Source organism: Listeria aquatica, assembly GCF_014223975.1.
GTDB lineage: Bacteria > Bacillota > Bacilli > Lactobacillales > Listeriaceae > Listeria > Listeria aquatica.
The window spans coordinates 62646-76327 of the sequence record NZ_JAARRM010000008.1; the positions used below are offsets into that span (position 1 = coordinate 62646).

12 protein-coding genes are annotated in these 13682 nt (G+C 38.7%); 10 read left to right on the plus strand and 2 right to left on the minus strand.

Going from position 1 to position 13682, the window contains the following annotated elements; genetic code table 11:
- Positions 1-125: 125 nt before the first annotated feature.
- Positions 126-533 (plus strand): cupin domain-containing protein, encoded by a 408-nt coding sequence (locus tag HB912_RS13010; RefSeq protein ID WP_036072909.1) that lies wholly within the window; start codon positions 126-128, stop codon positions 531-533.
- A gap of 19 nt (positions 534-552) precedes the next feature.
- Entirely contained in the window at positions 553-867 is a 315-nt protein-coding gene (locus tag HB912_RS13015) for a carboxymuconolactone decarboxylase family protein (RefSeq protein WP_185375168.1), read from the plus strand.
- Positions 868-1068: 201 nt separating this feature from the next.
- Here the strand turns inward: HB912_RS13015 and HB912_RS13020 are convergent, their stop codons facing one another.
- Together HB912_RS13020 and HB912_RS13025 are read right to left on the minus strand one after the other, a co-directional pair.
- Complete coding sequence (locus HB912_RS13020) at positions 1069-2211, minus strand: ABC transporter permease subunit (RefSeq protein ID WP_185375171.1); 1143 nt, start codon at positions 2209-2211, stop codon at positions 1069-1071.
- Positions 2183-2899, minus strand: coding sequence for an ABC transporter ATP-binding protein (locus HB912_RS13025; protein ID WP_185375173.1), 717 nt, complete (start codon positions 2897-2899; stop codon positions 2183-2185). The genes HB912_RS13020 and HB912_RS13025 overlap by 29 nt, the downstream gene beginning before the upstream one ends.
- Before the next feature lie 193 nt (positions 2900-3092).
- Here HB912_RS13025 and HB912_RS13030 point away from each other — a divergent pair, with 193 nt between their 5' ends.
- The 8 genes from HB912_RS13030 to HB912_RS13065 all read left to right on the plus strand — a co-directional run bounded on the left by HB912_RS13030 (position 3093) and on the right by HB912_RS13065 (position 12843).
- Entirely contained in the window at positions 3093-3377 is a 285-nt protein-coding gene (locus tag HB912_RS13030) for a hypothetical protein (RefSeq protein WP_185375174.1), read from the plus strand.
- 350 nt (positions 3378-3727) lie between these two features.
- On the plus strand, positions 3728-5104 hold the full coding sequence (gene radA / locus HB912_RS13035; RefSeq protein WP_185375176.1) for a DNA repair protein RadA: 1377 nt from the start codon (positions 3728-3730) through the stop codon (positions 5102-5104).
- A 126-nt stretch (positions 5105-5230) separates the two neighbouring features.
- A complete protein-coding gene (locus HB912_RS13040; protein WP_185375178.1) occupies positions 5231-6307 on the plus strand; it encodes a PIN/TRAM domain-containing protein in 1077 nt (358 codons plus the stop codon).
- A gap of 23 nt (positions 6308-6330) precedes the next feature.
- Positions 6331-7029, plus strand: a complete 699-nt coding sequence (gene ispD / locus HB912_RS13045; protein WP_185375180.1) for a 2-C-methyl-D-erythritol 4-phosphate cytidylyltransferase — start codon at positions 6331-6333, stop codon at positions 7027-7029.
- 2 nt (positions 7030-7031) lie between these two features.
- Positions 7032-7505 carry a 2-C-methyl-D-erythritol 2,4-cyclodiphosphate synthase gene (gene ispF / locus HB912_RS13050; protein WP_036072919.1) on the plus strand — a complete coding sequence of 158 codons (474 nt, stop codon included), beginning with the start codon at positions 7032-7034 and terminating at the stop codon, positions 7503-7505.
- Positions 7506-7524: 19 nt separating this feature from the next.
- Positions 7525-9003: a glutamate--tRNA ligase gene (gene gltX / locus HB912_RS13055; RefSeq protein ID WP_185375183.1), complete on the plus strand. Its 1479-nt coding sequence runs from the start codon at positions 7525-7527 to the stop codon at positions 9001-9003.
- Positions 9004-9345: 342 nt separating this feature from the next.
- Positions 9346-10869 carry a glycine betaine uptake BCCT transporter gene (locus HB912_RS13060; RefSeq protein ID WP_036072924.1) on the plus strand — a complete coding sequence of 508 codons (1524 nt, stop codon included), beginning with the start codon at positions 9346-9348 and terminating at the stop codon, positions 10867-10869.
- Positions 10870-11241: 372 nt separating this feature from the next.
- Positions 11242-12843, plus strand: coding sequence for an aryl-sulfate sulfotransferase (locus tag HB912_RS13065; RefSeq protein ID WP_185375185.1), 1602 nt, complete (start codon positions 11242-11244; stop codon positions 12841-12843).
- Positions 12844-13682: the final 839 nt, after the last annotated feature.

The window sequence follows — 13682 nt, forward strand, 5'->3', positions numbered from 1 at the left end:
TAGTTAGAAAGTATTAGACAAATAAATTTGTTGGCTGTAACATGAACTTAGAAAAAGTTTTGTTGCAGTTTTTTTATGGCTGTGAATTTTGTTCGAATAGCAAAGTAGAATGGAGGAATGAATTTATGGCGAAGTTTGAACAGGTGAAAAATGGGGTTATCTTCCCTGTAGGTGAGAAAAATGAAGCTTTTGCACAGTATTTTGTTGGGCAAAGTTATTTAAAGACTCTTGTGGCAGATCCAGCAGTGAATGTGGGTGTTGGAAATGTTACTTTCGAGCCGGGTTGCCGCAATAACTGGCATATTCATCGCGATGGCTTTCAACTTTTGCTTGTAACGGGCGGTGAAGGCTGGTACCAGGAAGAGGGAAAAGAAGCGCAATTTTTGCAGGTTGGGGACGTTGTTGTCACACATGATGGTGTCAAGCACTGGCACGGGGCTACTCGTGATAGCTGGTTTGAGCATATCGCGATTACGTCTGGAACACCCGAATGGCTTGAACCAGTTTCGGATGAGATATACGATAAACTTTAAAACGAAAGAGGGGTTTTTTGTGGAAAAACAAACGGCGGGGCGTGAACAACTTGGTGAGTTTGCGCCGCAATTTGCAGCGCTTAATGATGATGTTTTGTTTGGCGAAGTTTGGTCTCGGGAGGCAGAGCTTTCAGCACGTGATAGAAGTTTAATTACTTGTGCAAGCTTGCTTACGCAAGGTGTGCCCCAGTTGGAAGCGCATTTTAAGATAGCTAGACAAAATGGTGTGACAAAAACAGAAATCGTAGAATTGATTACGCATTTAGCTTTTTATACGGGGTGGCCGAAAGCTTGGTCTGCTTTTACGCTAGCGAAAAAAACTTTTAATGAATAGGTTTTAGAAAATGGCAGACGAAAAGTCTGCCATTTTTCATGCAACTAAAAAGGTGTATTACGGCTTAAAACCGCTATTTATAAGTGTTTTTTCTTATCGAGATAGAAATTTAGCAAATTCTAAACCACGAGCAAACATTTTGCGGTACGGATCTCAAAAATAGGAGCTGTTTTTTTGCAGCTTGCATGCCGATCAAATTCATCAGATTTTTTTCTGAATCTTAGTTATAACGAAGATGGCAATGTAAAGTAAAAGAATGAATACGATGCATGACCAGATGCCGTTTGTAAAAGTTAACTGAGCATTCTGCGAAAGGGCTTCACCAGAAAGGAGGTTCGGGATATTAAGGTAGGATGACGGTAGGAAAGGCATAATTTTATCGAATCCGTTGTTGTATTTTCCGAGTGCTGATGGCAGGAACAAAATGGCTAGAAGGATCAAGGCATTCACAACATCACCCGTAGAAATTTTACTAATTAAAAGAGCGGTGAGTGTGATCAATAAAATGAATAACGATACTAAGCTGAAATATTTTAAGAACCACACGCCAATGGTATCGATATGAATTTGATCTGTGGCAGGGTTGTGAAATAATACCGGGTAGCGAAATGTGCCCAAACCTTTTCCAATTAATCCGGTGAGAAAACTCGTAATAGTTGTGATGATGACAAGAAAAAATGCAAAAAGGGCATTCAGTATGAGTTTGATTTGAATCAAATTGCTTTTACTGACTGGAATTATATTCATGAAATCGCGTGTTTTTAATTTTTTTTCATTGTTTAGAATATCAATGACAGCAAAAAGGACTAAAACAAATATGAGAAATGGTGTTGTTACCGACAAGAATTGATGTGCGTAATTGATTCCGTAGCGATCAGCTCCGCTGATTTCTGGTTCTAAATGATGTTTTTCTAAATAAGTATTGAGCTTTATTTGTTTATGAATGCGGGAAAGATCCTCAATATCCATAGGTATGCTTCCTTCTTCGATTCCTCTAAGTTGCAACTGATCGTATGCGATTTGATGTTTTAAAAAAGCAGACCAGTCGTTACTGGAAACATCGGAAGTAAGCTGTTCGAGTATTGTAGCTTCTTTTTTAGTCTGCTTTGCCGCTTGCTTTGCGGCAGGTTCATTTTGTGAAATATCATCAATTTGTTGTGCTGAATTTTCGGCTTCAGATGCTTGAATAGCAAAATCTGCACGTTCTGTTTCATGAGTATCAAAGAGGCCACTTAATATATAATTAGCAATGGGGAGGAAAACGGCAAGAAGTAGTAAGATAAGTGGCTTTTTTTTACGTATAAATTTCAAGGTTTCAAAATGTAGTAGATTCAAAGTTGTCATCCCCTTCATACAAGTTATGGTAAATCTCTTCCGCTTTTTTATCAGGAAATTTAGAGAAATCTAGGATATATTCGATTTTTTTATTTTGAAGAAACAGGACTTTGCTACAAGTTTGATCAATATGATTCAAAATATGGGAAGAAAAAAGAAAAGCTTTTCCAGTTTGAGCAAGGGAATGAATAGCTCTTGTCACAATATGAATGCTTGTAGGATCGAGTCCGTTAAAAGGTTCATCCATTAAAATATTGGGGGCATCACTTATAATAGCCATTGCAATCAAAAGGTGTTGTTTCATTCCGAATGATAGTTTAGATATTTTTTTATGTTGATAAGCTGTCATTTGGAGTAAATCTAATATTTGCTCAATCTGCTGATCAGATTTCCAAGTGTATTTAACAAAGCGCAAATGTTCAATAACTGTTAACTCTGGATAAAGTAAATCGATATTTTGTAAGTAGAAGAAGGAACGACAATAGTGCGTGGTTGCTTCTTTCATTTCGTAAGATTCGATGGAAATTTTTCCGGATGTTATTTTTTGCAAACCAGAGATGGAACGTAAAAGGGTTGTCTTGCCTGTTCCATTTGGAGCAACAAGTCCGATGATTTCACTAGGCCGGATTTTAAGGGATAAGTGGTCCAAAATGAGGTTTTTCCCAATTTTAACGGATAAATTTTCAATTGTTATCATAGATGAACACCTCTTGAAGTTTTATTTATATCGCTCTTAATTATAATGGTGTCTTATTATAAAATCAACAAATTAACAGATAAATCAATATAAACAATATTTTTTGTTTTTTGTAATATATTTACTATTCAACGGTCTCGGATTGTGGTAATCTAATAGAGATTCAAAAAACATCAGAGAGGTGGATTTCAACATGAAGTATAAAAAGGTAATTATTTTGTTTACTTTAGCAGTAATGCTTATTCTCGCTCCATTGTCAAATTCAGCAGAGGCAAGGGTCATGGGACAAGTGGAAAATTATCATCATAAAATTTATTATGGCTATGGGCCATATTGGGGACCAAAATTTGGGGAAGTAAGTAAATATTTATCTGTAGCTCACGGATATCGAAAAACAGGTTATAATAAAATTAGGCTTAATCAATTAGGCCCATTGACTTTTAAATATAGATTTGTAGCGAAGTATAGGGTGTGGTAATATCTAAAACTCGATTGTTTATTTTCGAATAAACTTAGTGTCGATATGTTTCTTTGAGTTAATACTTTTTTGTTTCTCAAGGATAAAATACTACCAATTTAGAGTTAAAGATCGCTATAACCGATTTTATTGTGAAATGAGAAATAAATATTGATTTATGGCACGATAAGTGGATAGAGTTTAGAAAATGGCAGACGAAAAGTCTGCCATTTTTGTATTCAATTGAAAAAGCAAGGCCTGGCTCAAAATGCCATTTCTAGCTGTTTTTTCTTGTTAAAATAGAAGTTTGGCAAAAACTAAACCACGAACAAACATTCTGTGGTACAATAAGCAAGAATGGGGGATGACACATGGCAAAAGCAAAACGAACTACAAAATTTGTCTGCAGTTCCTGCGGTTATGAATCGCCTAAATGGATGGGTAAATGTCCGAATTGTGGCGAGTGGAATCAAATGGTAGAGGCACTCGAACCTTCTAAAAAGGCTTCGCGTAGCTCTTTTCAACATACAGGTGAGCCTTCGAAAGCTATGCGAATCACGGATGTGATGAGTGAGTCTGAAAAACGCGTACAAACGAAGATGCCTGAACTGAACCGGGTGCTCGGTGGTGGTGTTGTCGAAGGCTCTATGGTACTTGTCGGCGGGGACCCTGGGATCGGGAAATCAACTTTACTTCTTCAAGTTTCTGCGGAGCTTACGCTAGCGGATAAAAAAGTGCTATATATTTCTGGGGAAGAATCGGTTAAACAAACGAAACTTCGTGCGGAGCGCCTTCAGGTTTCTGGTGACAACTTGTATTTATATGCGGAAACGAATCTTGAAGCCATCCAAGCGACGATTGATTTTATTAAGCCAGATTTCGTGATTATTGATTCGATTCAAACGGTTTACCATCCAGATGTGACAAGTGCGGCGGGGAGTGTCTCGCAAGTACGAGAGTCAACAGCAGCACTGATGCGAATTGCGAAAATGCAAAATATTACGGTGTTTATCGTTGGTCACGTAACGAAAGAAGGGGCGATCGCTGGACCGCGTTTGCTTGAGCATATGGTGGATACGGTACTTTATTTTGAAGGTGAACGTCATCATGCTTACCGTATTTTGCGTGCGGTTAAAAACCGCTTTGGTTCAACCAATGAAATCGGGATTTTTGAAATGAGAGATGTCGGTTTAGTGGAAGTGGCTAATCCGTCTGAAGTATTCCTTGAAGAGCGTTTGGATAACGCGTCCGGCTCAACGGTTGTAGCGTCTATGGAAGGAACGCGCCCTGTCCTTGTGGAAATTCAGGCGCTTGTTTCTCCAACGATGTTCGGAAATGCGAAACGGATGGCAACAGGGCTTGATTATAACAAAGTTTCTCTTATTATGGCGGTGCTCGAGAAACGTGTGGGTTTGCTTCTGCAAAATCAAGATGCTTATTTAAAAGCGGCGGGCGGTGTTCGTCTCGATGAGCCAGCAGTCGATTTAGCGATTGCGGTAAGTGTCGCATCAAGCTACCATGATCGCCCAACGAAAAGCACGGATTGTTTTATTGGTGAACTCGGGCTTACAGGAGAAGTAAGAAGTGTAGCTCGGATTGAAGAACGCGTAAAAGAAGCGAGCAAACTAGGCTTTAAGCGAATCTTTATTCCGACAAATAACGGCGGTGAATTTAAAGTTCCAAAATCCGTTGAAATTGTCCGTGTGGCAACGATTGCCGAAGCTTTGCAGCAAGCTCTTCCGAAATGATTAGAAGCAGATCTTATTCTGCTTCTTTTTTGCAAAGAGAATGGTTGCTGTTCGTCTGAGATTTAGTGTAAAATGGGTAGGAAACATGTTACGCTTTTTACAATGAAACTGAAAGGAGGCGTGAAGATGCTAAAATGGATTATTCGAGTGTGTTTTATTTTGCTCGGAGGAACATCGGGTGTTTTTATATTGCCGGGTGTTTATGAGAAAATCGGAATTGGCCATCAGTTATGGCTAAACAATCCTTATTCCAATGCTCTAGTTGGTGCACTTATATTTTATCTTATTACTTTTTGGGCGGTGAAATATATAGAATCCGCGCTTAATTGGCTTGAGGAACGATTAACACGTATTTCTGGTGCAACAATTGCATACGGGGGGCTAGGTCTGATTATTGGGCTAGTCATTGCATTTTTTGCTGGAAATGCATTTAGCCAAACGAAGATTCCGATTGTAGATTCTGTTGTTCCAGTTGTTTTAACACTTTTACTTAGTTATCTGGGTTTTCGAGTTGGCGTGAGTCGCAGAAATGAACTCGGGACATTATTTGCTGGGAAAAATGCACGTAAAAAACTGGTTGCTGGCCAAGCTAATGCCAATCAATCTGCTACAGAGGACTATAAAATTCTCGATACGAGTGTTATAATTGACGGGAGAATCGCGGATATTCTGATGACCGGTTTTTTAAATGGAACGATTGTCATCCCGCTCTTTGTGCTAGCCGAACTGCAGCATATCGCGGATTCATCGGACACGCTTAAAAGAACGCGTGGGCGAAGAGGGCTTGATATTTTAAATCGTATTCAAAAAGAGGGAAATATTCGAGTTGAAATGTATGAAGGTGATTTCGAAGATATTCCTGAAGTAGATGCGAAGCTGGTAAAATTAGCCAAGAATATGAATGGAACGGTTGTTACGAACGACTACAACTTGAATAAAGTTTGTGAGTTTCAAAATGTTCCTGTGTTAAATATCAATGATCTGGCTAATGCCGTGAAACCTGTTGTTTTGCCGGGAGAATCAATGAACGTTCTTGTCGTGAAAGACGGGAAGGAACACAATCAAGGCGTTGCTTACTTAGACGATGGGACGATGATTGTCGTTGAAGACGGACATCGCTTCATTAATGAAGCCATTGATGTGGTGGTTACGAGTGTGCTTCAAACTTCTGCTGGAAGAATGATTTTCGCGAAACCGAATTAAAACAGGATTCAGGAGCTAAAGAAATGGACTATGAACTAATTTTTCTTGCTGCTGGGCAAGGAAAGCGCATGAACACAAATCAAAATAAAATGTGGCTTGAGCTAGCTAGTGAACCGATTTTTGTTCATGCGCTTAAGCCTTTTCTTGCCGATTCTCGCTGTAAACATGTAATTGTTGTTTGCCAGGCGGATGAAAAGCATATTGTAGAGCATTTTCTAGAAAGAATGACACTTTCCGCATCTGAACTTGCGCGAATTGAACTGGTTTCTGGCGGAGCTGAGCGACAGTATAGTGTTAAAAATGGTCTTGCCAAGTGTGGAACAGCTGAGCTTGTGCTTGTACACGACGGAGCACGTCCATTTGTTTCACTAGATATGATCGATCGCTTATGTGAGACGGCTAGCTGTGAAGGAGCTGCAATTTGTGCTGTGAAAGTAAAAGATACTGTGAAGCGAGTGGAACAAGGGATTGTGCAAGAAACCCTTGATCGGGAAAAGCTTTGGCAAGTCCAAACCCCACAAGCGTTTAAGCAAGAAACGTTAAAAAAGGCTCACGCACAAGCTGCGATTGATGACTTTCTCGGGACAGATGAGGCGAGTCTTGTCGAACGCCTTGGTGTACCCATCCAAATAGTTGAAGGAAGCTACTACAATATTAAAATAACGACACCTGAAGATCTGCCGTTAGCACGGGCGATTTTAGGAGAACGAGAGGGGAATTAGCATTGATTCGAATTGGGCAAGGTTATGATGTGCATCAACTGGTCGAGGGAAGAAAGCTGGTAATTGGTGGTATTGAGATTCCGCATGAAAAAGGACTACTTGGTCATAGCGATGCGGATGTATTGCTTCATGCGATAACAGATGCCGTTATTGGCGCGGTTGCGAAGCGAGATATTGGCCACTTTTTTCCTGATACAGATGCGGCTTATAAAGATGCTGATTCTGCTGAATTGCTTCGCGAAGTCTTTCGAGAGGTGAAAGAAGAAGGTTACCTGCTTTCCAATCTAGACTGCACGATTATAGCGGAGCAACCTAAAATGGCGCCATACATTGATGCGATGCGAAACCGGATTGCTGAATTACTGGATGCAGAGATTGATCAAGTGAATGTGAAGGCGACGACTTCTGAAAAACTCGGCTTTGCTGGCCGGGGTGAAGGGATTATAAGTTTAGCAGTTGTTTTGCTTGAAAAATAAAAACGAGGAGTGAAGGATTTTGTCAGACAATAAAAAAGTACGAGTGCGTTATGCGCCTAGTCCAACCGGTTATTTGCATATTGGGAATGCGCGAACCGCTCTTTTCAATTATTTATTTGCACGTCATAATGGTGGAGATTTTGTCATTCGGATTGAAGATACCGATGCAAAACGAAACGTTGAAGGCGGCGAAGAAAGCCAAATGCGGAATTTGAAGTGGCTTGGAATTGACTGGGATGAAGGCGTCGATAAACCAGGAAATTTTGGTCCATACCGTCAATCGGAAAGAACGCATATTTATGATCCGCTAATTGAACAACTTTTAGATGAAGGAAAAGCTTATAAATGTTATTGTACGGAAGAAGAACTAGAAGCAGAACGTGAAGCGCAAAAAGCACGCGGTGAAATGCCTCGTTATAGCGGGAAATGTCGTCATTTGACAGAAGCAGAACGTGCGGAAAAAGAAGCGCAAGGTTTGAAGCCGAGTATTCGTTTTCTTGTTCCGGAAAATGAAACGATCACTTTTAACGACATGGTGAAAGATGAAGTTTCCTTTGATACAAATGGAATTGGCGATTTTGTTATCGCGAAAAAAGATGGCATGCCAACTTATAATTTTGCGGTGGCAGTGGATGACCATTTGATGGAAATGACGCATGTCTTGCGTGGTGATGACCACATTTCAAATACACCGAAACAAATTATGATTTATAATGCATTTGGATGGGAACCGCCAACTTTTGGTCATATGACGTTGATTGTCAATGAAAGTCGCCGTAAATTAAGTAAGCGTGATGGTTCGATTATTCAATTTATCGAGCAGTATCGCGACTTAGGCTATTTGCCGGAAGCATTATTTAACTTCATTGCCATGCTGGGTTGGTCTCCAGAAGGGGAAGAAGAAATCTTTTCTAAAGAAGAATTCATCAAAATTTTCGATCCAAAACGTTTATCGAAATCACCTGCGCTGTTTGATAAGCAAAAGTTGACTTGGGTAAATAACCAATATGTGAAGAAACTACCATTAAACGATGTAGTGGAGCTAGCTTTACCGCATCTTCAAGAAGCAGGTGTTGTTTCGAAAGAGATGACTAATGAAGAACGCGATTGGGTGCATAAACTTGTGTCACTTTACCACGAACAAATGAGTTATGGCGCGGAAATTGTTGGTTTGTCGGAAATGTTTTTTGCGGATGCAAGTGAAATGACATTTGATGATGAAGAAAAAGAAGTTCTTGCCGCTGAAACGGTGCCGACAGTGATTGAAGCTTTTGCGAAAGAAGCAGAAACACTGGAACCATTTGAAGCAGACGAAGTGAAAGCAGCGATTAAACGAGTGCAAAAAGAAATGGGTGTGAAAGGAAAAGGTTTGTTCATGCCAATTCGGATTGTAACGACAGGAGAAATGCACGGACCAGAACTTCCGCTTGCGATCGAAGTACTCGGACGCGAAAAAGTTTTGAATCGATTGCATAATTGGCTAGAAAAGAATAAATAAGAAAATGAACTGCCTACGCGCAAAAAGCGCGTAGGCAGTTTTGCGTTACAAGTAGGTACATAGACGGTTTTCGCCTATCAAATGTTTGAAGTCTCTTCCACGTTTCTTGCGAAAAAATTGGTCAGACGTGAGGTGGAATCTATGTTATGATAAAATAGAATTATTAATTCCCTTGTACTGGAGTGACTGATAGAAAAACAGAGTGTATTTGGGAAGGAGGCGCGCAATGGGACAGCAGAGCGCAATTACACAAAAAGAAAAAATACTAAGATTTAGTCATGGAAAGTCAACACCTTTTTTGTTTGAAAAGTTATAGGGAAAAGAAAAATAAAGGAGTTGCTTATGAAGAAGACAGGAGTAGTTTTTTGGGTTTCCTTTTTTCTAGTACTATCTGCAGTTTTACTGGGAACCGTTTTCCCAAAAGGATTTGAAAAAATTACCGCCAATATTCAAAGCTTTTTAACCTCGACATTTGGCTGGTATTATTTACTGGTTGTTGTTGTGATCGTAGCCTTTTGTATTTTCCTTATTTTAAGTCCAATAGGTGCAATTCGTTTAGGACAACCAGATGATGTACCAGAATATAGTAATCGCTCATGGTTTGCGATGTTGTTTAGTGCTGGAATGGGGATTGGTCTTGTGTTCTGGGGAGCTGCAGAACCACTTTCACACTTTGCGATAAACGCACCAGGAGGAGATACTGGAACTCAAACCGCGCTAACACAATCTCTGCGCTATACCTTTTTCCACTGGGGGATTTCTGCGTGGGCGATTTATGCGGTTGTAGCGCTCGCGCTTGCGTATTTTAAATTTAGAAAAAAAGCGCCTGGTTTAATCAGTGCGACGCTTTACCCGGTATTAGGTAAACAATCTCATGGCTGGCTCGCGCATGTGGTCGATATCATTGCTGTTTTTGCGACAGTTATTGGTGTAGCTACAACTCTCGGGCTAGGAGCACAGCAAATTAATGGGGGACTTGCTTATCTAGCAGGTGTTCCAGTTAATTTCACCGTTCAAATGATCATCATTATTATCGTAACCATTTTATTTATGATTTCTGCTTCAACTGGATTAAATAAAGGCATTCAACTTTTGAGTAATGTCAATTTGTACATTGCAGCTATTTTACTTGTCCTCACTTTGTTTTTAGGGCCAACTGTAAAAATTATGAATGAATTTACAAATGGTTTTGGTGCTTACTTACAGAATTTTATTCAAATGAGTTTTCGAACCACGCCAGGAGATGCAGCTGGTCGTGAATGGATAAATAGTTGGACCATCTTTTACTGGGCTTGGTGGATGTCCTGGTCACCATTTGTTGGCTTTTTCATCGCACGAATTTCAAAAGGACGGACGATCCGCGAATTTTTAATGGGTGTTATCGTTCTCCCGACGATTGTGAGCACACTTTGGTTTGCTGTTTTCGGCGGGACGGCAATTGATGTACAGGAAACGGCAAATTCGGCACTGAAAAACTTACCAACAGAACAAGTTCTTTTTGGCGCCTTTAATGAATTGCCATGGAGCACATTGCTATCTGTTGTGGCGATCATTTTAATTGCAGTATTCTTCGTGACGTCGGCAGATTCAGCAACATTTGTTCTAGGAATTCAAACGACGAATGGAGTAATGAACCCGAGTTTCCAAATCAAGATCGTCTGGGGGATTCTCCAAGCAGGCATTGCGAGCACATTGCTATTTGCTGGTGGATTACAAGGCTTGCAAAATGCTGCGATAATTGTCGCTTTTCCGTTTTCCATCGTGATTTTACTGATGATAGTTTCGCTTTATATATCGCTCACAAAAGAACAGGAAAAGTTGGGCTTATACGTAAGGCCGAAGAAATCACAACGTAAATATTTGTAAAACGAGCGGCGGGACTTCGCTGAATTTCATTAGGTTAAAAACTAAGATATGCTTCTTGCATATCTTAGTTTTTTATTTATTGTCAATAAATAAAGAGAGGGCTATAACAGAAATAAAGAAGCTTTATTTGAGGAGATTCCCCCCTTTTCTTTTTATCTATGTAAAAAAAGGACGGAATGCGTTTTTAGCAGTAGCACACAGGGTATTTGTAAATTATTATATCAGCAAGAAAAAATCAGCTGGTGATTTTTCGTGAAATAGGCAAAAATAACCTTTTAGTTTCTTGAAAAAGTAATTATTTTCATGTTTTGTCATAATTTATTCATAATTATTTTGTAAAATGGGAGGCAAATGAATGTACGGGGGGATTCAATGCAATTTATTCGAAAGAACTGGATGTATCTGATTATTATTGTGCTATTTGGTGGAATCCTTTTAACGGTTAGTATAAATAAAGAAGAGGCGGCAAGTAATAATTATCTGTTAGATAAAACGCTCATTTCAGAGCAGGAAAAAATTGATGAAAAAATGACCGAAGATAGTAAAGAAGCGACATTCAAAAACCCTTACACAAAACTTAATCCTTATGGAACAGCACCATTATCTGCAGTTGCGATTTTTGAAACGGAGGAGCCGACTAAAATTTCGCTTGAAGTAAAGGGTGAAACAGCAGAAACAACCATTAAAACTTCTAATTCGTCATATAAAACAAAACACCATCTTTCTATTTTAGGTTTATATGCGGATAAAAATAATACTGTAACTATAACTGCAGAAACGAAAGATGGGATGAAAGCAACGAAGGTGGTTTCCGTTCGAACGAAAGCACTTCCGAAAGATTTTACAAAACTAGATGTTACAAAAGCAAATACAACAAAAATGGAGCAGACGGATAGTTCACTTACTTTTGTTGTGCCAAGTACAAAATGGGCATATGGGGTCGATTCTGCGGGGGAAGTTCGTTATTATTCAACCAAGTATAACAGTCATGTATTTAAAGAATTGAAAAATGGTCATCTTTTATATTTAACAAAATATGAAAATAGCGATGATACATACTCATTATTACTTGAAACGGATTATGTTGGTAAAATCTATCGTGCTTATAAAATGAAAAGTGATGCTGAAAGTGAAACATCTGGTTCTTCTCAGAAGTCTGCGATCCATCATGATGCGATTGAGCTTCCGTCAGGGAATTTACTACTAACTATTAATGATGAAACAAAATATATGGAAGATACAATGATTGAAATCAATCGAAACACTGGAGAGGTTGTAAAAGAAATTGATTTGAAGAATATATTGCCAGCTAAATTTTATAAGAGTTTTTCAGCGAGAGGGGACGGGAAAATAGATTGGTTCCATCAAAATGCAGTTGTTTATGACACAAGCGATGATAGTATTATCATTTCTGGGAGAAATCAAGATACAGTCATGAAACTCGATTATGAGACCAGTCAAATTAAATGGATATTAGCGGATGATGAAGGCTGGCCCGTAAACTATCAAAAATATTTGTTAAAAAGCGTCGATAATGTTATGAAATTCCCGACAGGACAACATGCACCGATTATCTTACCGGATCAAGATAATAATGATGAAACTGTGGATATTCTTCTGTATGACAATAATGTTGTAGTAAGTCGCGGAGACGCACAAGAGTCGAAAAAATATAGTCAAGCCATTCAGTATAGGATTAATGAAAAAAATAAAACTATCGAAGAAGTTTGGTCTTATGGGAAAGAGCGAGGTGAGGGATATTTTACGAATATCATCGGTAGCGCAAGGTATATGCCGACGACGGGCAATAGATTGGTGAACTTCGGTTATTTAGCAGAGGGAAAGGAAAGTAGGATTGTTGAAGTTGATAAAAATGGTAAAGTAGTTTATGAACTACGCCTTTCAGATTTCCCTTCATCAGCATGGAGTTACCGAGCGGAAAGGTTCTCTCTTTATTCGGGAAACAAAGAGTAAAGCTTTATCAATGAAAAAGCCAAGGTTTGAGATAAACCTTGGCTTTCTTATTTAGTTACCAACAACAGATGAACCTCCAAAATATAATATCAAAGAGGTAATATAAACTCAATTTATCTGGTTGTATAGATAAAATAGAAGATTAAAAAGTTTTTCATCCAAAAAACGCTACCAATAATGATAGAAACAGTAAGTTTTTCTTCAATATTTTGATATCACGGATTAAAGCTCGGAAAAAGTATGAAGAAGTTCTTTTTCGATAATTGCAGAGGAGAACTGTTTATTTACCTGCTTATCAAGTTAATGATTGCCGTCATTAACATTATCCTACTTTGCATAAATTAATATATAGTATACAAAAAAACTACAACTTTCAAAGGAAATAAACTTTATTCATAAGTAATTTAGATACAATTATTTTCTGTTACAAACAATTTTGTACAAATGAAAACTTTTTTAGAAATTTACTTGCAAACCCCTATAAAACATGATATATTAATAAACGTGCCAGCGAGAGATAATAGTAAAAGAACAAAATTCCTTCGAAATTTTTTGGGGAAATTGTTGACTTTCACGTCTGGCTAGTGTAGTATGTAAGAGTTGCTGATAAAAAGGCGGCGAAGAAAGAATGACCTTTGAAAACTGAACAAAAAGAAGACGAAAAAGCGATGAGACAGTATGTTTCACCAATTAATTCGCAGGACAGGAAATCGAGAGCGATTTCCAAAAAACAAGTAAGAAAGCTAGCAAAGTCAATTTTGGCGCTAAGGAGACTTATTCACGGTGTTGGATAAGTATTCAAATTCCATTTATTTTAAAGAGAGTTTGATCCTGGCTCA